At 66.4% G+C, this 21,512-nt stretch carries 19 protein-coding genes; 11 read left to right on the forward strand and 8 right to left on the reverse strand.

Annotated elements, in window-relative coordinates; all coding sequences use genetic code 11:
• The first annotated feature begins 456 nt into the window (after window positions 1–456).
• The 3 genes from SK1NUM_RS14305 to SK1NUM_RS14315 all read left to right on the forward strand — a co-directional run bounded on the left by SK1NUM_RS14305 (window position 457) and on the right by SK1NUM_RS14315 (window position 3,956).
• Entirely contained in the window at window positions 457–1,503 is a 1,047-nt protein-coding gene (locus SK1NUM_RS14305) for a histidine phosphatase family protein (protein WP_212323523.1), read from the forward strand.
• A gap of 262 nt (window positions 1,504–1,765) precedes the next feature.
• Window positions 1,766–2,635, forward strand: coding sequence for a flagellar basal body-associated FliL family protein (locus SK1NUM_RS14310; RefSeq protein ID WP_212323529.1), 870 nt, complete (start codon window positions 1,766–1,768; stop codon window positions 2,633–2,635).
• A 19-nt stretch (window positions 2,636–2,654) separates the two neighbouring features.
• Window positions 2,655–3,956: an O-antigen ligase family protein gene (locus tag SK1NUM_RS14315; protein ID WP_212323538.1), complete on the forward strand. Its 1,302-nt coding sequence runs from the start codon at window positions 2,655–2,657 to the stop codon at window positions 3,954–3,956.
• Here SK1NUM_RS14315 and SK1NUM_RS14320 read toward each other — a convergent pair.
• The 3 genes from SK1NUM_RS14320 to SK1NUM_RS14330 all read right to left on the reverse strand — a co-directional run bounded on the left by SK1NUM_RS14320 (window position 3,839) and on the right by SK1NUM_RS14330 (window position 7,960).
• Complete coding sequence (locus SK1NUM_RS14320) at window positions 3,839–5,248, reverse strand: O-antigen ligase family protein (protein WP_212323540.1); 1,410 nt, start codon at window positions 5,246–5,248, stop codon at window positions 3,839–3,841. The two genes, SK1NUM_RS14315 and SK1NUM_RS14320, sit on opposite strands and share 118 nt — an antisense overlap.
• Window positions 5,249–5,342: 94 nt before the next feature.
• Window positions 5,343–6,713 (reverse strand): O-antigen ligase family protein, encoded by a 1,371-nt coding sequence (locus SK1NUM_RS14325; protein WP_212323542.1) that lies wholly within the window; start codon window positions 6,711–6,713, stop codon window positions 5,343–5,345.
• Window positions 6,710–7,960, reverse strand: a complete 1,251-nt coding sequence (locus SK1NUM_RS14330) for a glycosyltransferase (protein ID WP_212323546.1) — start codon at window positions 7,958–7,960, stop codon at window positions 6,710–6,712. Before SK1NUM_RS14330 ends, SK1NUM_RS14325 begins: the two co-directional genes overlap by 4 nt.
• A gap of 87 nt (window positions 7,961–8,047) precedes the next feature.
• Here SK1NUM_RS14330 and SK1NUM_RS14335 point away from each other — a divergent pair, with 87 nt between their 5' ends.
• On the forward strand, window positions 8,048–9,250 hold the full coding sequence (locus SK1NUM_RS14335; RefSeq protein ID WP_212323547.1) for a Wzz/FepE/Etk N-terminal domain-containing protein: 1,203 nt from the start codon (window positions 8,048–8,050) through the stop codon (window positions 9,248–9,250).
• A 34-nt stretch (window positions 9,251–9,284) separates the two neighbouring features.
• Here SK1NUM_RS14335 and SK1NUM_RS14340 read toward each other — a convergent pair whose 3' ends face one another.
• Window positions 9,285–10,742, reverse strand: a complete 1,458-nt coding sequence (locus SK1NUM_RS14340) for a lipopolysaccharide biosynthesis protein (RefSeq protein ID WP_212323548.1) — start codon at window positions 10,740–10,742, stop codon at window positions 9,285–9,287.
• A 133-nt stretch (window positions 10,743–10,875) separates the two neighbouring features.
• Between SK1NUM_RS14340 and SK1NUM_RS14345 the strand changes: the two genes are divergently transcribed.
• From SK1NUM_RS14345 to SK1NUM_RS14375, 7 genes are all read left to right on the forward strand, one after another.
• The gene (locus SK1NUM_RS14345; protein WP_212323550.1) at window positions 10,876–12,024 is read left to right on the forward strand and encodes a DegT/DnrJ/EryC1/StrS family aminotransferase; all 1,149 of its coding nucleotides are present in this window, start codon (window positions 10,876–10,878) and stop codon (window positions 12,022–12,024) included.
• A 2-nt stretch (window positions 12,025–12,026) separates the two neighbouring features.
• Window positions 12,027–12,620, forward strand: coding sequence for a sugar transferase (locus SK1NUM_RS14350; RefSeq protein WP_212323552.1), 594 nt, complete (start codon window positions 12,027–12,029; stop codon window positions 12,618–12,620).
• 113 nt (window positions 12,621–12,733) lie between these two features.
• Window positions 12,734–14,227 (forward strand): D-alanine--poly(phosphoribitol) ligase subunit DltA, encoded by a 1,494-nt coding sequence (gene dltA, locus SK1NUM_RS14355; RefSeq protein WP_212323554.1) that lies wholly within the window; start codon window positions 12,734–12,736, stop codon window positions 14,225–14,227.
• Complete coding sequence (gene dltB, locus SK1NUM_RS14360) at window positions 14,224–15,369, forward strand: D-alanyl-lipoteichoic acid biosynthesis protein DltB (RefSeq protein ID WP_212323556.1); 1,146 nt, start codon at window positions 14,224–14,226, stop codon at window positions 15,367–15,369. Before dltA ends, dltB begins: the two co-directional genes overlap by 4 nt.
• Before the next feature lie 63 nt (window positions 15,370–15,432).
• Complete coding sequence (gene dltC, locus SK1NUM_RS14365; RefSeq protein ID WP_212323558.1) at window positions 15,433–15,672, forward strand: D-alanine--poly(phosphoribitol) ligase subunit DltC; 240 nt, start codon at window positions 15,433–15,435, stop codon at window positions 15,670–15,672.
• Window positions 15,669–16,832, forward strand: coding sequence for a D-alanyl-lipoteichoic acid biosynthesis protein DltD (gene dltD / locus SK1NUM_RS14370; RefSeq protein WP_212323560.1), 1,164 nt, complete (start codon window positions 15,669–15,671; stop codon window positions 16,830–16,832). The genes dltC and dltD overlap by 4 nt, the downstream gene beginning before the upstream one ends.
• Entirely contained in the window at window positions 16,795–17,034 is a 240-nt protein-coding gene (locus SK1NUM_RS14375) for a hypothetical protein (RefSeq protein ID WP_212323562.1), read from the forward strand. The genes dltD and SK1NUM_RS14375 overlap by 38 nt, the downstream gene beginning before the upstream one ends.
• On the opposite strand, the gene SK1NUM_RS14380 is transcribed toward SK1NUM_RS14375, so the two are convergent.
• From SK1NUM_RS14380 to SK1NUM_RS14395, 4 genes are all read right to left on the reverse strand, one after another.
• Window positions 17,015–17,938, reverse strand: a complete 924-nt coding sequence (locus SK1NUM_RS14380) for a hypothetical protein (RefSeq protein ID WP_212323564.1) — start codon at window positions 17,936–17,938, stop codon at window positions 17,015–17,017. The two genes, SK1NUM_RS14375 and SK1NUM_RS14380, sit on opposite strands and share 20 nt — an antisense overlap.
• Complete coding sequence (locus SK1NUM_RS14385) at window positions 17,925–19,208, reverse strand: hypothetical protein (protein WP_212323566.1); 1,284 nt, start codon at window positions 19,206–19,208, stop codon at window positions 17,925–17,927. The genes SK1NUM_RS14380 and SK1NUM_RS14385 overlap by 14 nt, the downstream gene beginning before the upstream one ends.
• A 110-nt stretch (window positions 19,209–19,318) precedes the next feature.
• Window positions 19,319–20,440 (reverse strand): glycosyltransferase, encoded by a 1,122-nt coding sequence (locus SK1NUM_RS14390; RefSeq protein WP_212323567.1) that lies wholly within the window; start codon window positions 20,438–20,440, stop codon window positions 19,319–19,321.
• On the reverse strand, window positions 20,437–21,456 hold the full coding sequence (locus SK1NUM_RS14395) for an N-acetyl sugar amidotransferase (protein ID WP_223928026.1): 1,020 nt from the start codon (window positions 21,454–21,456) through the stop codon (window positions 20,437–20,439). Before SK1NUM_RS14395 ends, SK1NUM_RS14390 begins: the two co-directional genes overlap by 4 nt.
• Between the last annotated feature and the right edge of the window lie 56 nt (window positions 21,457–21,512).

Raw genomic sequence — 21,512 nt, forward strand, 5'->3', positions numbered from 1 at the left:
CGCCCCCGTCGGGCAGGTAGCTCACTGGCCCTACCATGTCCGAGAGGAGCCGATAATGAACAATTACCCTTCGCCCAACATGAACCAGCCACGCGGCCAGTCGCCACGTAAAGGAAGGGTGATCTCATGAGCGCACGGATGGCGATCCTCCTTCGCGGCCTGCCGGGAAGTGGGAAGACGACGACAGCGGCACTGTTGCGAGACGCTCTCTCCCCGTCGGTGCGCGTGTCCGACGATTCAGTCAGGTATATGGCCCATCCGCGTGACTTCACCGCCCTCACCCTAGAGGCATCCGAACGCGCATGCATAAAGTTAGTGTCGCGTGCCGGACATTCATTGAGTGTTTTTCGGTCCCGGATACGGCGCCTCGCTTCGTTCACCTCGCTCACGGTACGGCCCGGTAGCGTTTCACTCGGCTGCCTCGCGATGCATCCGCCCCGGAACCGCCTCCCACTGATGAATCTCCGACACACGACACTGGCGCTGTCGTACTGCGACAGCGGATTCCTTCCCATCATCGACGGCGTATTCATGGATGCTGGATTTCTCATCCACCAAGTCCTCCGGTTCAGGCGATACGGCTATCAGCTCATCGTGATCTCGCTCGTCGCTGACATATTGGACCTTATAAACCGCAATCTAAGCCGCGACCCATTTGCACAAATGGACGAGAAGCGGATCCGTGAGTTGCACTCCACTTTCTCACCTGTAGGCTTCCCGCTTGGAATCCGTGACAAGCTGCCAGAGGAAGTCCGCGACGACATATTGACGATCGTCGGATCCCAAGAGACAGCAGGCCAGGCGGGCAGCCGCGAAGACGAGGTCGACTTGCTTTTCCTCCGCCATGGCACGCCAGAATCCCCGCAGGGAACCCCCGGCGCATTTGAGACGCCGCTCTCACCACAAGGCCGGGGCGAAGCGCTGGCAGCCCGCACAGCGGTGCGACGATTTGCCCCTGACGTGGTTTTCTCCTCGGACTCCGCCTGCGCCTTGGAGACGGCTCGGCTTGCCTGCGATGAGCTGGAGATCATCGTCGATCCCGCCCTGCGGGAATACTCGCCCCTGGGACTCACGGGCATGCCATCTGACGAGATCCGCCACGCGTCCGGACGGCAGGCCGCAGAGACAGAATCCGGCAAAGGTGATGCAGTCGGTGTTCCGCCGGGCGATTCCTACGACGACGCCCGCAAGCGGGTGCGGTCGTTCTTCAACGGCCTGACAGAGGCTCACCGGGGAAAACGTGTGCTCATCGTGGGGCACAGCGACCAGCACGCATGGCTCATCGAGCGGGCCATCGGGACGGAACTCAAAGCTGCCCGGCTACCCCGCTGGGACACCGGCTGTTTCAGCCGGTTCACACTGTCGGCTCACCAGACAAGACTGGAGGCCATGAATACCGGGCCTGAATCGGTGGTCCGTGACTTGGATCCCGGACCACCACCTGAGAATTTCACGCAGAACTGCAGGACTGAGGCGGACTGGAAGCCTCGTCATCATCCATAGCGGCAGCTGACATGACGAGATGCCCCCAGCCTCGTCGCGAAAGCATCGGGCCGCGACTCCCTGACGCACGACCACGGAGCACGGCCATCCCCCAGAAATTCCGTCCCAACGGCCGGGCAGCTCCCAATAGCTCTAGGCCAGGACTGCCCCTGCACGTTGGTAGCCTACGAAGAGCACGTTGCGGATCTTGGAAGCGGACCTTGGAACCGTCCCCGTCGGGCAGGTAGCTCACTGGCCCTACCATGTCTAAGAGGAGCCGATAATGAACAATTACCCTTCGTCCAACATGAACCAGCCAGGCGGCCAGTCGCCCTGGGGTGCCCAGCAGGGGGGCAGCCAGTACCCCCAGCAGGGGCAGCCCTGGCAGAACGCCCCTCAGCAGGGATATCCGCAACAGCAGCCCCAGGGGTACCCGCAGCAGCAACCGGCGCCGGGCTATGGTCAATATGGCCAGCAAGGGTACGGGGGCCAAGGGCACGGCCAGCCCGGTTACGGCTCACAGAACTACGGTCAGCCCGGCTACGGGCCTCAGGGTTACGGGCAGCCACCGACGCCACCCAGCAATAAGAGCACGCAGTGGCTGATCATCGCGCTCGTCGCCGTCCTGGTGGCCACGCTGGGGGTGGGAAGCTGGTGGTTCCTGGCGCGGAACCCGTCCGGCTCTGGCTCCGCCACACCCACCCAGTCGACGTCCGCGCCCGAGAAGAGCCCGTCGAAGTCGAAGAGCCCCTCCAAGAGCCCCACCCCGTCGAAGAACCCCAGCAAGAGTCCCACCCCCACCGAGACCGAGAGTGAGACGAGTACCGCCCCGGTGATGCCCAAGAGCTTCGACGAGTACAAGGCCGTGAAAACCCCCGACAACATCAGTGGCGTCTACGACTCAAAAACCAAGAGGATCTCCGTCAGGAACTTCGTGGGAGGGAATCTGAATATCTTGAAGCTGCAGCTGACCGATCCGGTCGAGATCGACGGTCTCTCCTGTGGCATCGCCACCGACTCCAAGGAGGGCACCTCCGTCATGGTGTGCCTCGCCACGGCCTACGACGGGGTGGTCGGGATAGGCTCCACCGAGGACACACCTGCAAAGGACATGGCCGCAATCAGCAAGAAATTCATCGAGGCCTGGAAGTGACGGATCTGCGAGACTCCGCGTGCTGAGGAGGACCACCGGGCAGTGGCTGACTGACGCCGGGACCTTCGTCCTGCCGTCGCTGGTGGGGGCCGCGATCTACCTTCCCAACGGCCTGCTCATGCCCTCCCGGCTGGTGATCCTGGCCCTGACAGCGACGGCCGCCTGGCGGTTCCTGCGCCGTCCCGCCAGGAACCCGGTGCTGGCCGGGGTGGTGGCCGTCTCCGCGGTGTTCTTGATCTTCGGGCTGCTGGGCGCGGTGCGTTTCCCCGAGGGCGTGCAGCTGGCGTACGGGGCGGTCCTTGGATTCGCGGCGCTGACCTGCCTGGCGTTCAGCGTCCTGGGCGCTGAACGCCGCACGCTGCACGCCGCGGTCTGGGGCTGGCTGGCCTCGCTGGTGACCACGGGCGCGGTAGGCACCTGGGAGATCCTCACCGACCAGTACCTGCCCGGCAACACCCCGGCCGTCTACTGGAAACCGCTGGACTGGACCTACAACCTGATCGCCTCCACCTACGACAACCCCAACCTGTACGCCTACCACATCGTCGTCGGGCTGCTGCTGATCCCCCTGGCCTGGCGTCTGGCCCCAGGCTGGACACGCTGGCTCCTGCTGCCCTTCGGGCTGTGGCAGATCGTGCTGCTGCTGCGCACCAGCGGACGGCTCGCGCAGATCGCGCTGCTGGTCGGGGCGGTGGTGTGGCTGCTTAGCAACCGTCGCACCCGCCTGGTCACAGCCGCGGTCCTGGCGCTGGTCGCCGGCACCATGGCCCTCGGACTGCCGCCGGGCAGCCAGGCGCTCGAATACCTGCACCTCGACCAGGCCGCCGCGCCCGGGTCGTCGATCTGGGTGCGGCTACTGCTGCTCAGGTCGGCGCTGTGGATCCTGCCGCACACCGGCTATCTGGGCACCGGTCCGGGCGGGTTCGAGTACTGGGCGCTGCTGCCGGACAACCCGCACCAGTTCTACGGACTCAACAACGCCCACTCCGGCATGACGGAGGTGCTGTCCGAGTACGGGGTGGTCAGCTTCGCCGTGCTGATCGCGGCCATGGCGCTGATGGTCGTCTGCGCCTGGCGCTGGACCCGCGGCACGAACGACCCGGTGCGACGTGCCCTCGGGGTGGCGGCGACGGCCCTGACCGTGACGATACTGCCGCTGTCAACAGCCCACTCGACCTGGCTGAACCAGCCGCTGATGGGGGCTCACCTGGGATTGGCGGTGCTGCTGCTCGCGGCCTGCCGGTCCGGCAGCGAGCAGACCGCGACAGCACCGGCGGCCAGCCACCACCAGAAGGCGTTGCCGGGCTCCTTAAGCAGGTAGGTGTCGAAGAGGAACGCGACCAGCCCCGCGACCAGCGCCAGCGCGAGCGGCGCGGTGAAGCCGTCCCTGCGGGTCCTGACGGCGAGCCAGCCGAGGGCGGCGACCATCACACCCGCCAGCAGCGCACCCACCAAGCCCAGTTCGACGACCACCGCCAGCAACGTCGAGTGCGGGCTGAGCAGCACCTGGCCCGCCGGGGTCGGCACCATCCGCTCCCCCGGCGCGGCCACCAGCCCGCTGTCGATGGCGAACCAGGGCCACACCTGCCCGGACCCAGCGCCGAAGACGACCGTCTGCCAGTCCCGCGTCCACCAGCTCAGCGCAGAGATCAGGTTCTGCTCCCGCAGCGGATCGGACAGCGAGACCAGCCGCCGCAGCGACGGGACCAGAACGACGACCGCCACCCCAGCACCGGCCAGCGCCAGCCACGGCCACAACCGCCCCGGGCGGCCCTGCCTGCCGCGGGCTCCGGTCAGCAGGCTCCGTCCGACGAGCAGCACCACCCAGGCAGCGAGCGCCAGCATCCCGCCTCGCGACCCCGTCGCCAGGATCCCTGCGACTCCCAGCACCGCCAGGGCCAGGCCCGGCCACGCCGGCCAGGACAGCGACACCGCGCGGGACGGCTCCGCCATCTCCTCCCGAGACCGCAGATACCAGCCCAGGCCGACGGCGGCGACCAGAAGGAACACCAGGTGGATCGTCGCCGACCCGCCGAGCGCGGTGGCGAGCCGCACGGAACGATGCACCGGCGCCTGGCGCGGCCACGCGACAAGACCCGCCCCGAGCAGCGCAGCCGCCGACCAGGTCAGCACCACGGGAAGACGCCGCCTATCCGCGGCCAGCGCCAGTCCGAGGCCCGCCGCCATCGCGGCAAGAGCCGTCACCAGGGGCACGACCAGATAGGTCTTGGGGACGGTCGTGAACAAGGAGGTCTCGACCACGGGGCTGGCATGCCACGCGATGGTCGCCAGGGCGTATGCGACCAGGGCGGCGAAGGCCCCGGCCAGCACCTGCACGCACCTATCCATCGTGCGGATCCGCACCCACGCCCAGGGCGCGGCGATCAGCGCCAGCAGCCCAAACAGCGGCAGCTCAAGCGTCATCGTCACACCCCCGACGGTGATGGGACGCCGCAGCCACACGAGCTGCATGCCGGCCGCGAGGGGCACCAGCAGCCATGAGAGCCGGTTCCCCCACCGGGAGAACCGGTCGTCGTCCGTGTCGCGCAGCGTCATCTCACCGGGTGTCCTCCAGCCCCGGGTGCGGCGTCTCGCCTCGTTCACCTCGCTCACAGTACGACCGGCACCGTTTCACCTGGCCGCTTTGACGCAGCATCCATCCCGGAACCGCGCCCTTTGGCTAACTTCCGCCACATAAGACTGGTTGTCATCCAGCCGGCACCAGGTCTTTTTCGCCCTCATCCGACCGCTCAACCAGGGTGCGGCGAACCACCCGGAGCCGTTCTGGCACCTCCGGCCTGCCGTCCTTGGCCCACTTCGGGACGGGACGGGCGATCTTGCGGTAGGCGCAGTAGAAGGCGAGCAGCGTCGCCACCTGGGTCCAGGCGATGGGAGAGTCCAGGAAGGTGCTGTCCCCGAAGGAGAGCACCGGGAGGGTGATGGCGGTGATGGCGATTCCCTGCCGGATGATCCGGTCGGCGGGATCCTCGCGGCTCTTCCCGATGCCACGCATGCTGCGCCAGGTCAGCGCCACCAGCGCCGCCCCCACCATCGCGGTGATGAGGAATCCGTACTGGCTGAGGATCTCGAAGACGCCGCTGTGCGGGTTGACGGCCTCGGACGTCGTGTACGGCACCTGCCTGCTTTGTATCGTCTTCTCGAACATGCCGGAGCCGATCCCGGCCCCGTAGGTCGACAGGAACATCCAGATGGCGTTGAGGTAGAGCCTCAGCCGTTCGGATCCCGAGCCCTCGAACGACTCCAGGATCCGGCTCATGACCGCCGGGGAGCAGATCAGCACCATGGCCACCGCGACGGCGAACGCCACCGTGACCGCTGTCAGCTGCCGCAGGTAGGGGCGCACAACCTCACGGGTCGCCACCATCCACAACAGGAACACCAGCGACACCGCCAGCGCCAGCCGGCCGTTGGTCGGATAGATGATGACCGGGCTGATCGCACAGCAGGTGAGCATCACGTTGCGCAGCCGCCGCTCCTCCAGCGCCGAGGACATCACGAAGATGGCCATCGACGCGCACAGGAAGTAGGCGAACGGGTTGGGGTTGACGAAGTAGGAAGCGACGTCGTCGGAGGAGGCCCGCACCCAGTCGGGCGAGCTGGACAGGTAGTTGGGCAGGTGATTGCCGCTGGCGATCTCGTAGATGGCCGGTATCACCGCAACAAACCACGCGAACAGCCAGGCCCGGCCGAGGAGCCGCAGCCGCTCGCGGGTCCAGGGGTAGAGGACGAAGGCCAGCAGGCTGGCCAGGCTGAGGGCGATCGAGAACAGGCGTTTCAGCGCGTCCATATCGTGGAGTGTCACCAGGCCCCACACCAGCCAGCAGACGATCAGGATCACGATCCACAGCGACACCCGGCTCAGGCGCGGCGCGACCGCGATCGTCGCGACCACCAGGACAGCGGCCAGCGGACGGGCGGCCGCGAGTCCAAACACCGAGACGACCGACCCGAGGGAGGCCACCACCGGCATCAGGAACAGCAGGAACGAGGTGAACCCCAGCAGGCTCCCCGTGGATCGTGACGCGTTGGATCGTGGCGCGGCGGTGCTGCTTCTCACCCGTCGTGCTCCGCGAGGTCGCTGACGTACTGGACGAAGTCCGGGTAGTTCTGGTCGGCGTTGTAGGAGCTCAGCGCGTGCTCCCGGACCTGCTGCCGGAAGGCGGGGTCCTTGGCGCGCTCGTGGTAGGCCAGCACCCGGTCGGCCAGGTCCTGCGGGGTGAGGTCTGCGGGGAGCAGCAGCTCGGGCAGCACCACCTCGCGGATCGCGCCGACGTCGGGGGCAACCGTCGGCACCCCGCGCACCATAGCCTCCATGATCGAGACCGGCACCCCCTCCTTGGAGCTGGAGTTCAGGAACAGGTCGACCTGGCTGTCGGCGTACAGCTGCATCAGGTCGGGGTTACTGATGTGCCCCAGCATCTCGCAGGTCAGGTTGGTCACATCCCCCAGCCCGTTGACCAGCGCGTGGATCTCGTCGCGCATTGGCCCGTCGCCCGCGTGCCGCCACACGACCTGCACATCCGGCAGCGCCTGCGCGATCAGCCGGATCGCGGCGACCATGATGTGAAGCTGCTTCAGCTTGCTCAGGGTACTGACCGACATGAGCTGCAGGGTGCCGGGGCCGGAGGGCTCGCACATCGGCCCGTCCGTGACGCCCAGGCGGCACACCTTCACCTGCTCGGGCCTGAATCCGTAGTTCTGCGCGTAGTCGGCGGCGTGCTGGGAGATCACGGCCAGGGTGTGGATGCCGGGGACGAACTGCCGCACCAGGGCCGTGTATCCCTCCGGGCGGGCGTCCTGGTAGTACTCGCTGTTGTGCGCCCTGGAGATGACCCTCCTGACGATGCCCTCCCGCTGCGCGAGGACCGCCGCGCAGGTGCCGACGGAGAACCAGTAGGTGTAGACGACGTCGATCGGCCGCCTGAGGCTGGCAGCTATCCGCCTGAGGTGCTGCAGCTCCATCTGCACCCGCACCACGGACAGGAAAGCGTGCTTCAGCTTGTAGGCGCTGACCTGCCTGGTGCTGAACAGGTACTTCAGCTCACGCCAGAGGACCGGGGAGAAGAGGGCGCGCAGCGAGTTCCTCAGCTGCGCGGAGCGGCGGTGCCAGTCATGCAGCAGTCCGGTGTCGACCTCCACCTCGGGAGGGGTCGGGCGCTTGCCGCGGCCCATGTGATTCTCGGGCAGGAAGATCACCCGGCCCTTGAACTCGGCCCAGTACGGGACCTCGGTCTCGATGAACTGCTCACCGCTGCCATACGGGAAACCCGACGTGATCCACACTACGCTGGGCTGCACCGGCATGCTGTCCTCCTAAAACTGGGCAGGCTCAGTCTACGCAGAGTTGCCGCTAAGCTGTTGGAATCGTCACACGTGGAAGGGTCCTTCTTGATGTCAGTGCGATCGTATCTCAGGCTGGTATCCCGCTATTGGCTGGGCGCACTGCTGATAGGTGTCCTGGCGGGTGTCCTGGGTGGCCTCGTCGTCCAGTTCATGAACAAGCCGGAGTACACGGCGTCGGCCACCATCGCGATGCACGTCGAGGAGGACGGGGCGTCGCAGGGCACCGTGCGTCCCAACATCGACCAGCTGGCCGCGTCGGCCCCCGCGCTGCTGACCTCGCCCAGGGTGCTGATCCCAGCGGGCAACTCCGTGAACCCGGCCATGTCAGCCGACCAGCTGCAGAAGGTCCTGAACGTCAAGACCCCGTCGCAGTCGCTGGTGTTCACGGCGTCGCTGAGCGGCCCGGAAGAGCGCGTCACCACCGTGATGAACAAGATCGCACAGGAGTTCCAGGACGCCGTCGCGGCCGGTGAGCTGCCCTCCTACGCCGGGGTGAAGCTGACGGTCGGCTCCGTCGACGTCCGCACGGAGAAGAGCGCCGCCTCCACCATCGGCCAGCTGAGCGGGATCATGGTCGGGGCCGGGGTCGGCCTGCTGGTCGCTTTCCTGTACCTGTTTCTGCGCGTGTTCCTCGACGACCGCGTCCGCAACGCCGAGGACCTGCAGGAGCTCACCGACGACGCGGTGCTGACCGCCGCCAGTCCGGCCGACGTGGTGCAGGTGCTCAGCCAGGGCCTGCCCTACCTGTCCGCCGGGCCTGGGGAGAACGTGATAGCGGTCAGCGGGATCGCCTCCGGGGCGACCTCCCTGGTCAAGGACCTGGCCGCCGCCACCGCGAAGAGCGGCGCCAGCGTCGCCCTGGTCGACCTGGACCTGGCCGCCCATCCCCTCGGCGACTCCCACCCGGGCCTCGCGGACGTGGTCAGCCAGCGCGCATCCCTGGCGGACGTCGTCACCAGCACTGACGGGGTCGATGTCATCACTGCGGGCGGCCCGGTGCCCAACGCCAGCGAATTCCTGACCCGCAGCGGCTTCGCCGAGGCGCTGCGGGAACTCGGCTCCGGCCACGACTGGGTGCTGGTCAACACCGGCGCCCTGACGGCCTCCAGCGCCGGCGTCTTGGGCGCGAAGCTGGCCGACACCGCCCTGGTGGTCGTGCAGCAGGGCACCAGCTCCCGCCGGAACGTGACACAGGCCCTCAACCTCGTCGAGGCCACCGGCGTGAAGGTCGCGGGCCTGGTCCTCGCCTGACCCGCGACAGTCGCGGCTGAGCCGCCACCTGAGTTCAGGACCTGGTGGCGGCGATGATGCGTCGCATCGGATGGATCGCCAGCGCCAGCCAGACGCCCGCGAAGACCGCCGCCACCACGACGTCGAGCCAGTAGGAGGGCGACAGCGTCTGGGTGAGCCACGACGCCACCCCGATGAACGCAGCGCTGCCCAGCAGGAAAACCGCCAGGCGGCTCCAGCGCTGCCCGGTCAGCCGCCACGCGACCACCATCAGGCTGACGGCGGTCAGGACGAGCCCGACCCCGTAGCCCAGCGCGACCGCAAAGAGCCCGAGGAAGGGCACCGCCGCCACCCACACGACGATGGCGGTGAGCAACCCGGCCTGGGACAGCAGCATCGAGTACCAGACGTACTTGTGCTCGCCGCTGGTGATCGCGCTCACCGACGGGGTGGCGACGTTGTTCAGCAGCAGGGCAATGCAGAACACCGGCATCAGGGTGGCGGCCTCCGCGTAGCCCGCGTGGCCGCGCCCCAGCTCGTAGACCACGTAGATCAGTGGGCGCGCCGCGATGGCCAGGGCCCCGAAGACCGGGACGAGCAGCGCCACGAAACCGCGGGTCATCAGGTCGGTGTGGGAGCGCAGCTTTTCCCTGTCCCCAGCGCCGTGCGCCTCCGCGAGGGCGGGATAGAGCACCGAGGTCAGGGCACCGGTGATCATCGTCATGGGAGTGACCAGCTGCGCGGCGGCGCCGTAGATGCCCGAGGCCCCCTCCTGCGGCAGGATCCCGGTGATGATCTGGGACAGACTGAGCACGCCGGAACTGGCGATGGAGCCAGCGGCGGTGAAGGTGACGAACTTGTCGATCTCGCTGCGCAGCGCCTTCTCCGGGCGTCCGTGCGCGGTCCAGGGCCAGCACAGCAGCGAGTAGACGCCGAGCGCGAGGCTGAGGGGCAGTGTCAGCAGGAGATTGTGGACACCGAGCAGCAGCAACAGACCCGTGCCCACGATCCCGATGAGGCTGGCGATGAGGTCCACCCGGGTGCCGCGGGCGACCTGGCCCGCACCGAAGTGCACGCCGCGCGCGTAGCTGGAGGTGCAGACGGTGATCAGGATCGCACTGACGCACAGCCCCTCCCACCAAGCGCCGCCGTAGAGGAGCATCCAGAGCACCGGGGCGGCGACCGCGAGAAGGGAAGTGACCTGCAGGACCCGGACGGAAAGATGGCGGGCGACCGCGTGGACCTCGGCATCGTCCTGCTTACCGCGGGCCCGGGCAATGAACTTGGACGCGGCCGGCTGGGCGCTAGAGGGCCAGAAGGTATGGAGCAGGAAGGCCAGGGCGGTCGCATTGCTCACGACCCCGTAGACGATCCGGCCGGCAAAGCTCGCGACCAGCCAGTTGGAGATGGACCGGGTGCCGCCCTGCAGGCCGACCGAGATGATCGAGAGGACGCCCTTCTTGGCGCCTGAGGTGCTGGCCGGGGAGTTGAGCTGCACAGGGGTGAACTTCATGCTCTGTCCCCTCGACTGTCCGAAATCACCGGTTCAGGCTACTCCCCGCGGCTGACCAGTGTCGTGTGGCGGGAGGTCGCCTCGGCTGATCGCGAGCGGACGCGTGGGGGTGCACGCGTGTAGGCTCCCCTCCATGGCTTTCCTCCCGTTCGCGCGCCCTGACATCACCGAGGCCGAGATCGAGGCCGTCGTCGGCGCGATGCGTTCCGGCTGGCTGACGACCGGCCCGAACGCCGCCGCTTTTGAGAAGGAGTTCGTCGAGTTCCTGGGCGCCGACGCGCACGCCGTCGCGATCAACTCCGCGACCGCGGGCCTGCACCTGGCCTTCGAGGCCATCGGGGTGCGGCCCGGCACCGAGGTGCTCGTCCCGACCTGGACGTTCACCGCCACCGCCGAGGCGGTGCGCTACCTCGGCGGCGACCCGGTCCTGGTCGACGTCGATCCCGCGACCCTGTGCATCGACCTGGAGGACGCCGAGCGCAAGGTCACCGACCGCACCATCGCCATCGCACCGGTGCACTTCTCCGGGCTCGCGGTGCCGGACGGCGCGCTGACCGGGTTCGCGCAGCGGCACGGCCTGCAGGTGGTCGAAGACGCCGCCCACTCGTTCCCGACTCTGAACGAGGGCCGGCTGGTCGGCACCCACGGCCACGCCGCGACGGTTTACAGCTTCTACGCCACCAAGACCATGACCACCGGCGAGGGCGGCATGGTCGTCACCCCCGACGCCGACCTGGCGTCCCGGATGCGCACCATGCGCCTCCACGGCATCAACCGCGACGTCTTCGACCGGTACTCGTCCACGAAGCCGGGCTGGCACTACGACGTCGTCGCCCCGGGCTACAAGTACAACCTGACCGACACCGCCGCCGCGATGGGACGCGTCCAGTTGCAGCGCGCCCGCGAGATGGCGGACCGCCGCGCCGCGATCGCCGCCGAGTTCGACCGCGCCTTCGCGGACCTCCCAGTCACGCTCCCGGCCCACGCACCTGAGGGCTCCAGTCACGCCTGGCACCTCTACGTGCTGCGCCTGGACCCCGGCGCCCCCGTCGCCCGTGACCGGTTCATCGAGCTGATGGCCGAACGTGAGGTCGGCACGTCGGTGCACTTCATCCCGTTGCACCTGCAGCCCTACTGGCGCGACAGCTACCAGCACTGGCCCGAGGACTTCCCCGTCGCCACCGCCGAGTTCGCCAAGGCCGTCAGCCTGCCGGCCTTCTCCGCCATGACGGACGATGACGTCGCGCAGGTGACCTCGGCGGTCCGCTCGATCCTGGCCTGACCATGGTCGCGAAACGCTTGTTCGACCTGGTCAGTTCCGTCATCGGCCTCGTGGTGCTGTCGCCGGTGCTGGTGGTGGTGAGCCTGCTCGTGTGGCTGGGCGACCGCGGCCCCGTCTTCTTCCGCCAGGAGCGCGTGAGCCGCGGAGGGCGGATCTTCCGGATCCACAAGTTCCGGACCATGCGGGTGGCGAACACCGGCTCCCAGGTGACCAGCGCCGACGACGACCGCATCACCCCCCTCGGGAAGGTGCTGCGCAAAACGAAGCTCGACGAGCTGCCGCAGCTCATTGACGTGGCCCTGGGCGACATGTCCCTGGTCGGGCCACGCCCCGAGGTGCCGCGGTATGTCGCGATGTGGGGGGATGAGGCCCGCGCGGAGATCCTCAGCGTGCGGCCTGGGATCACGGACCCGGCGGCCATCGCCTACCGGAACGAGCAGGACGAGCTGGCGGCCGCCGAGGACCCCGAGGCCCACTACACGCAGGTGATCCTGCCGCGGAAGGTCGCCATGTACCGCGACTACGTCCGGAATCGCAGCTTCACCGGCGACATCAAAGTGATCTTGGGCACCCTCGCCGCCGTCTTCCGCAGCTGAGACTGCCCAGAGAGCCGCTGACAGATATCGTCAAGGGCATTCGACCAGCGTTGAGCGCACCTCCTACAATTGCCGGTGGTTTACCGGAGCCGCTTCCCTACCCAGGAGTCATCTTGGATATCCTCGCAGCTGTGTCCGCTCATGCGGCGACGACGGGTGGTACCGTCGTCCACCGCTGGCGTGATGAAGAACTCACCTTCGCCGAGCTGGAGTCCCGCTCCACCGAGCTGGCCAAGACAATCACGGTGGCCTTCCCAGGCGGCTCCCCTGTCGTCGTGCACGGTCACAAGCATCCCCTCATGCTGGTGGCCTTCCTGGCGTGTGTGAAGTCCGGGCATCCCTACGTCCCCGTCGACAGCTCCACGCCCGCCTCCCGGCTGGCTGCGATAGTGGAGAGCTCGGGTGCCGGGCTGCTGCTGGCCGTCGACCCGGTCGACCTGCCGGGCATCGAGGTGTGGGACCGCGAGCAGCTCGCCTCCCCGGCGGCAGGCGGCGACGTCCAGCTCCAGCCGGTCGGGGACGACGACCCCTACTACATCATCTACACCTCCGGCAGCACCGGGCAGCCGAAGGGCGTCCAGATCAGCCGGGCCTCCGTGTCGGCCTTCGTCGACTGGGCGCTGACCCTGATCGGCCCCGCTCCCGCCGGGGGGCATGTGCTGCTGAACCAGGCGCCCTTCTCCTTCGACCTGTCCGTCTACGAGCTAATGATGTCGCAGGCGGCGGGGGCGACGATGTTCAGCATCGACCGCGACCACATCGCCCGGTTCCGCGACCTGTACGAGGAGATCAGCCACTCCGGCGCCACCGTGTGGGTCTCCACCCCGTCGTTCGCGGATCTGTGCCTGGCATCCGAGACCTTCACCGCCGACCTGCTCCCGCAGCTGCGCACCTTCCTGTTCTGCGGCGAGGCGCTGAGCAACGAGACGGCCCGCGAGCTGCGGCGACGGTTCCCGCAAGCCCAGGTGGTCAACACCTACGGACCGACAGAGTCGACGGTGGCGGTGACGTCGGTGGTGTGCGACGAGGAGCTGCTCGACGCCTTCCCGGTGCTGCCGGTCGGCAGCGTGAAGCCGGGCACCACGATCCAGATCTGGCGTCCCGACGGCACCCTGGCCGACGAGGGTGAGGCCGGGGAGATCGTGATCGCGGGCGACACCGTCAGCCTCGGCTACTTCGGCCAGCCCGGACTGACCGCCGAACGCTTCACGACAGTGGACGGCCAGCGCGCCTACCGCACCGGCGACGCTGGTTTCCTGCGTGAGAGGATGCTGCACTTCGCGGGCCGGATCGATTTCCAGGTGAAGCTGCACGGCTACCGCATCGAGATCGAGGACATCGAGACAAACCTGCGGACGCTGCCCGAGGTGCAGCACGCGGTGGTGCTGCCGGTCAGCAAGGAGGGCGGCCCGATCACCCATCTGCACGCCTTCGTGCAGCTGCTGGAAGTCCCGGAGAGCCCGCTGCGCAAGACCGTCGCGCTGCGCAAGCAGCTGAAGGAACTGCTGCCGGACTACATGATCCCCAAGTCTTTCAGCTACGTTGAGGCGATCCCGCTGACCACCAACGGCAAGGCCGACCGCGCGGCGCTGAAGGCCACCCTGTGATCGCCAGCTTCGGGGAGCTCACCTTCTTCGTGGTGCTGGCGGCGCTGGCGCTGCCAGCCGTCGTCCTCGGCCTGACGGGACGCAACCTGAAGTACTACGGGCTGTTCGCGACCATCGCGGTGCTGGGCCTGACCCTGGCGGGCAGCTTGAAGCAGCTGGTCCTGTTCGGGGCGTTCCTGGTGGGCGAGACCGTCCTGATGAAGCTGCACCTGTGGTTCATCACGAGATACGGCAACACCAACGTCTGGGAGCGGCGCGCCGCCGTGCTGCTGGCCCTGCTGCCGCTGGTGCTGGTGAAGGTCGCAGGGCTGTTCCACTTTCCAAGCTTGGGTTTCCTCGGCGCCTCTTACCTGACCTTCCGCGCGGTCCAGGTGATCGTCGAGATCTCCGACAAGCTGGTCAAGACCCAGTCGGTGCTCGACTACCTGTACTTTGTCGCCTTCTTCCCGACGGTCTCGTCCGGCCCGATCGACCGGTCGCGCCGGTTCCTGCAGGATGCGCAGCGACGTTTCACGCCCGGGGAATACCTGGCGATCCTCGGCCGGGGACTGTGGCTGATGGTGCTCGGGGCCTTCTACAAGTTCGCCCTGGCGACGCTGATCGCGGGATGGATGCGTGACCTGCCGGATTCGCGCTGGGGCACCGTCCGCTACATGTACTACTACGGCTTCAACCTGTTCTTCGACTTCGCGGGGTATTCGCTGATGGCGGTCGGGGCGTCGTATCTGTTCGGCATCCGGACCCCGCAGAACTTCAGGCTGCCGTTCCTGTCGGAGTCGATCAAAGATTTCTGGAACCGCTGGCACATCACACTGTCCTTCTGGCTGCGCGACTACGTCTACACGCGACTGCTGATGGCGTTCATGCGCCGTAAGGTGTTCAAGGACAAGGTGCGGGCCTCGCATGTGGCGCTGCTGGTGAACATGACCCTGATGGGGATCTGGCACGGCAGCGAGTGGTACTACATCGTCTACGGCGTCTATCACGGCGTGCTGCTGGTGTTGAACGACATCTACGAGCGCAAGTCCGGTTTCTACAAGAGGCATCACAAGGCAACCTGGTATCGCCTGCTGGGCATCGTGGTCACATTCCACCTGGCGATGTTCGGTTTCCTGCTGTTCTCGGGGCATCTCGCCCGCTAAGCAACCCCACCAAGAAGCAGATCCCATCCCAAAGAGCAGATCCCATCAAGGAAAGGTATGAGTATGACGGAAGTTGAACAGAAGGTCTCCGCCCTGATCTCCCAGGTCTGCGACACCGACGAGGTACTGGCCGATCCCGACCTGGATCTGTTCGAGGCCGGCCTGATCGACTCCATGGGTTTCGTCGAGCTGCTGTTCGGGCTGGAGCAGGAGTTCGGCATCCAGGTGCCGCCCACCGAGATCGAACGCGACGACGTCTCGACGGTCAACAAGATCCTCGCCTTCGTCAACGAGAAGCTGTGAGGCGTCGCAGGGCAAGCCAGGTCGTCGGCGTCCTCGTCGGGTCGGCTCTGTTCGCGGGCTTCTTCTTCACCCCGGCGCTGCCGGCGTTCTTCAGCGCCGAGGTGTTCGCACAGGGTCCGACGGGGATGTCGAAGCGGGAGCTGTTCTACGCCACCACCATGGAACGGCTGCGCGACCCCACGGCCTATTCGCAGGCGGTGGCAGCCGCACCGGAATCCAACCGGAACCTGCTGCTGCTCGGCTCGTCGGAACTGAGCTCACCGGCTCCGCAGAACCCGGCCCGGTTCTTCCCGCACCACGTCAGCGACTTCGACCTGTTCATCTCGGGGCGCGGCTACACGCAGTCGCTGTACCAGGCGATCTCGCTGTCCGCGACCGCCTCGCAGACGCCGATGAAGAAGGTGGCGCTGATCGTCTCTCCCCAGTGGTTCACCCGCGACGGAGAACTGCCGGAGGCCTTCCAGGACGTGTTCTCCGCCGAGGACTACAACCGGATGCTGGGTGATTCCAGCCTGAGCGACGACCTGCGGCAGCGGATCGTCGCGCGAGCCGATGCCCTGCGGCAGGTCTCGTCGCAGCCGGCGGCGCGGCTGGACCGGGTGGAGCTGGCCGTCGGCGGCCGGGTGGGACTGGCCAAGTCGGCCATCGAGGGGGCTGGCTACACCGCGCCATACTCGGTCGCGGAGGGGTCGGTGCCAGCGTCGCAGGTCGACTGGGACGCTCATCTGGCGCAGGCCACGCAGGAGGGTGCCGCGGCCTCCAGCAACGACCTCAACATCGAGGACAACTACTACAAGACCTACGTCGAACCGGCGCTGGAGAAGTCGAAGGGGTCGATGTCCACTCTGGACTACTCGGCCGACTCCCCGGAGTACGGCGACCTGAACCTGTTCCTGGAGGTCGCGAAGGCTCACGGCATCGAGGTGATGCTGATCAGCGTCCCGGTGCACGGCAAGTGGTACGACTACACCGGCTACCCGGCCGAGCGGCGGGCCCAGTACTACGAGAAGATCCGGCAGCTGGCTGCCCAGCACGGCGCCCGCCTGGCGGACTTCTCCTCGCACGAATACGACCCGTATTTCCTGTACGACGTGATGCATCTGGGATGGAAGGGGTGGCTGTATGTCAACCAGGCCTGTGTCGATTTCGCGACTTCTTGACTACCTCCAGGGCCTCGGTGAGCAGCCGGCCGTGAACCCGGCCCGGGTCAAGAACGGGGAGCTACCGGCCTTCGAGCTGCCCGAGCCGAAGGTCGGTGCCTGGCTGTGGGCCCTGCTATCCGCGGTCTTCCTCGCGGCAATCCTCTGGGTGGTCCTGTTCGGTCCGCCCGTCAGCGGCGGCTTCATCTACGAACAATTCTGAGATTCCCCCAGTCCGCTGAGCCGTCCCGCTGAGGCTTCATCACATCGAAAACCCCGAAAACCCTGGCAATGTCAAGGACGTCGTCAGTGATCTGTGAGCGGAGAGACTCGGGGAGATCCTTCAACGCGGACAGCGCGGATCTCAGGTTTGCCTCCACCCCGATGACGTCGTCGAGGAGCCCGGCGACCTCGGCCCTGGTCATGCCGACGAGTACCTTTCCCAGCAGGGTCTGGTGGTCTATGGAATCCAGGATCCTGCGGGCAGCCAAGGGATCGTGCATCAGGATGCGCCGGGCGCGTTCGACGTCTTTGACCAGCCCAGCCACCTCCGGACTGCGCAGCTCCGCTGGGACGGTCAGCCGCCAGGTGGACCGGTACCCCTCCTGTGCGTTGAGTAGAGCACCTTCACCCAACTCCTCGACGAGGTGGCTACCTGGCTCTGGAGCGGATGGGATGCCTACCAGGTGGACGAAAGAACGAACCGACCACAGGTCTGCGGCCTCCCGGACGGCGTCGCCCAGCATCGACGACGGACCGGTCAGCACCAGACAGCCCGCCCCAGGCTGGGCCACACGAATACGCAGCTCGTTGAGAGCGTGCAGCACCTCGATCCGGCCCCGCGGATCCCACAGGTCCAGCCACACCACGCCCGGCAAGGGCAGGGAGCGGCGCAACCAGCGATCCACGTCCCCGGTATCCGGTACAGCCCAGGCCTGCCCGGCTCTGCGGCACCAGAGCTCAGCCCTCGACCGGAGGTCGTCCAGTTGCAACCGGGACTGCGCGGCCAGGAACACCACGGAGCCGACGCCACGAATCCAGTCGAGGTGACGCCTCAGGTCGGCCCAGACCTGATCCGCGCCGACAGCAGGCAGCGGCGGTGAGGTGCCTCGCTCAGTCCGGCTCATCCAGGAGCCTGTCCAGGAGTGGGTGGACCCCATACCAGTCCACGTTCCCATTGCGGTAGCACAGCACATGTCCCAAGGCTTGAAGCAGCCAGGCATCAGATGCCTGAGCATGCGAGTAATCCAGTTGCTGAGTCCTTTTGACGTTGCGCAGGATCTCCCATTGCTCTTGCGCCAACGCAACAGCGAGCTGGGAACGCAATCGCCGCTCTACCTCGTCGATCTCCTCAGGACGGACGGGAAGTGGGCCCTCTTTGAGCAATAGGGAGGAGACCAGGCGAAAGAGCTCGCGGAACAAACCTCCGGAGGAGCGGATGATCCGGTCAGCCTCCCTACCCAGGAGCCGTTCGAGGTCGCCTCCCGGAGCACGCTTGGCAAGTACATCGCGCAGTAGGTCGATGCCCTGCCGACAGTCGCTGCCGTCTCGCTCACGCACCTTCACATTGAGCACCGGCCAGATCTGGCTATCCCAGCCGATGGGCTTGACATAGATGGGAACCGTGTAGATTACGTGCATTCGTGGCAGCGCCAGCTCCGAGGCATATTCCGAGAACAGCGCCTCCACCGATTCCTGGACCCTAGTAAAATTCGCGGTTCTTCCTCTGAAATGGTCAATAGAGTCAACGATGAAGACCGGGATTCGCCCCTCGGGCATATCCTTCACCATGGCCTCAAAGAAACTGTGCATCTCCCGCCGGAAAGTCAGGCGATTCGACTTCAACGCATGTGCGACACTGGACTGGAATGATTCGTCATCGCGCAAGGCCATCTTGACCTTCAGGCTCACGGGGCCTGCCTCGGTAGAGATGTTGGGTTCCACGCTGAGGTCAAGGCGCGAAAGCAGATCCCGCATCCGCTCGCGCAGGCTTTCTCTAGGCACCTCTGCGGCTTCACAATTGTCCACAAAACCAGCGGCCAATCCTATGAAGAATGCCCCAGCCTCAAGAGGCAGCTCCGTATTGAAATAGTCTTCGACATCACAATAGACGGGCACGTAGAGATTACGATCCAGTTCGCGTTCCAACCTCAGGAGCTCAGTGGTCTTGCCCGCCCCACGATATCCCGAGAGCAGCTGGACCGACCCGCCGGTGGTGAAGTCAATCGCCGTGGCCATCTCGCGGACCAGATCCGGACCCGCTGGCCCGTCGGGCTGGTCGTAGATCGGCACATAGTACCGGTCGTACTCCTCCTGCTCAGTTAGCTTTTGCGCACCCTGATGTAGGTTCAAGGCCCGGTAGAAGGCCTTGCGGCACTCCCGGTCGGTCTCGCCCATGCGGCGATTCTATCTGCTGGAATCGCACAAAAAATCAACCGAGCTTCCGCAACTGACCTCTCTACGAGGCCGACCCCATGCACATCCCAGACGCACAGAGCAGGTAGCCATCAAGCGAGGAGGCGCTGGTAGGCCTCAACCATGGGGCCGATACCCTCCTCCCAGGTGGGCAGCGGGGCGAGTTGCTTCCGGTAGGACAGTGCCGCCGGACGGTCCAGCCGCGCCAGGAAGGCTCCCAGCTGGTCTTTGGGCGAGGTGAGCACCAGGTCCCCGGCGAGAGGCCCCAGGCGGCGGCGCACCTCGGGAACGTCGGAGGCCAGGACCGGAACTCCCGCAGCGAGAGCCTCGAACAGCTTGTTGGGCGAACCCCATGCATAGGACTGTGACAGAGTCTCGATCAACGCGAGCGACATGTCAGCGCCCGCCACCACCGAAACCACCTCATCGGGTGGCACCGGATCCATGCGGTGAATGAACGGCGACCGCGCCGCAGCCTCATCAACCAGGGACTGCATGTCCCCCGCCCCCACGAACAGGACGTGATGCCTGGCCCCTGCCGCGAACTCCTCAAGAATGAGCGGAATGTTCCGTCCCTCGGTCAGGTGACCGGTGTGCACGAACAACACCTCGTCGTCACGCAACCCCAGTTCGCCCCGCAGGTCACGGGCGGGGCGCCCACGAGTCACCTTTGCCGGATAGTTGACCACCACCAGCGGCCGCGCGATCCGGTAGTGGCCGGCGTACCAGTCGGCGATCTCGTCGTTGACGGCGGTCACCACCTGGCAGCGACGGATGAAACGGGCCTCCACCTGCTCGGCGAGGGTCTTCTTCACCCCGGTCATGGTGGGGGTGCGGGTCTCGAGTTCGTGGGGGTTGTAGACCAGCGGGGCCTTCGCACGTTTTGCGAGCGCCCACGCCAGGGGCAGCGCCCAGACGGCGTGCGCACTGACGACGGCGATGTCGGCGTCGCGGTAGCCCCGGTAAACCTCCTGGAACCAGCCCCCGACCTTCTGGAACCGGCTCACGAGGGTGTCGTGTTTCGGGGTGGGGCTTCCGACCCGGTCGATCACGATGCCGGGTTCTACCGGTTGCAGACCAGAACGTTCATCCACCTGCAAGCCCACCAGCCGGACCTGAACGCCGAGGTCCGCTGCCACCAGGCTGCGCGCCATCCGCATCAGCCTGGACTCGTTGTCCATGGGCGACTGGTAGAGATGCAGGGCGAGACTCACTTCGGATACCAACCTCTCTTGCGGAGCACGTTGACGCCGTTTCGCAGGAATTGCACGAAACCATAGGAATTCTTGTAGTCGCGGAACGACTTCACGGGCGCGGCCATCAAGTCGTCGAACTCGCGATCCGTGAAGTTCAGCTTCTTGCAGAAGAACTCCCGGTCGCGGCGGATCAGGTCCTCGGTGTAGTCGTTGTGCTCGATCTCCTCGAGGGCCTGTTCGCGGGTGATCTGGCCGGAGTTGATCAGGTCCGACAGGTGCCCGCGGCGCTTGTCGATGTTGAACTTCACGGGGAGTATGTAGCCTTGGAAGAAGCGGGTGAAGATCGACTCGAAGTGCTTGCCCGGGTAGGGACGCCAGTCCAGCTGCTCCTGCATCTGTTTGACCGCGGCGGCCTTGTTGTACTCGAAGTAGTTCAGGATACTGACGATCCGCACGCGCGCCACCGTGTTGGTGTAGCCCAGCTCCGTGAACCCGAAGTGCGGGTAGGTGGTGAGTTTCTCGCGCCCGAACTTGTCGTGGACGGCCTTGATGTAGCGCCAGTCGGAGTGCCCGTAGGACCACGACGGGACGCTGATCGCCTCGGTGCGGAAGTTCATGCCGGAGATGATGTACTTGACGCCGTACTTGCGCGCGAACTTCCACATGCACGCCTGGATGGCGTGGTCGGCGGGCACGTCCGCGTCGGGGGTGGAGGCCAGCAGGAAGGCGCGCTGGAGGTCGTAGAACTGGCGCAGGTCGAGGACCTCGGTGACCAGGTCGAGGTCGAGGGCCTTGACCGTCTTCTCGACGTTGCTGACGGCCAGTTCCGTGTTCCAGCCGTTGTCGACGTGGAACGCGAGAGGTCGCAGCCCCAGCTCCTTGACCTTGACCGCAACCGACGTGGAATCGACGCCGCCGGACAGGCCGATCAGGCAGTCGTAGCGCTTCTTCGCGCCGGCCTCCTTGATCTCCTTGACGATGGCGGACAGTTTCGCCTCACCGTCGGCTCCCGTGAAGACCCTGCTGGGAAGCAGCTCCTCGTAGCGGCGGCAGTGGTTGCAGACCCCCCCCGACCAACTCCAGGGCCGGG

The organism is Arachnia rubra (assembly GCF_019973735.1).
GTDB lineage: Bacteria > Actinomycetota > Actinomycetes > Propionibacteriales > Propionibacteriaceae > Arachnia > Arachnia rubra.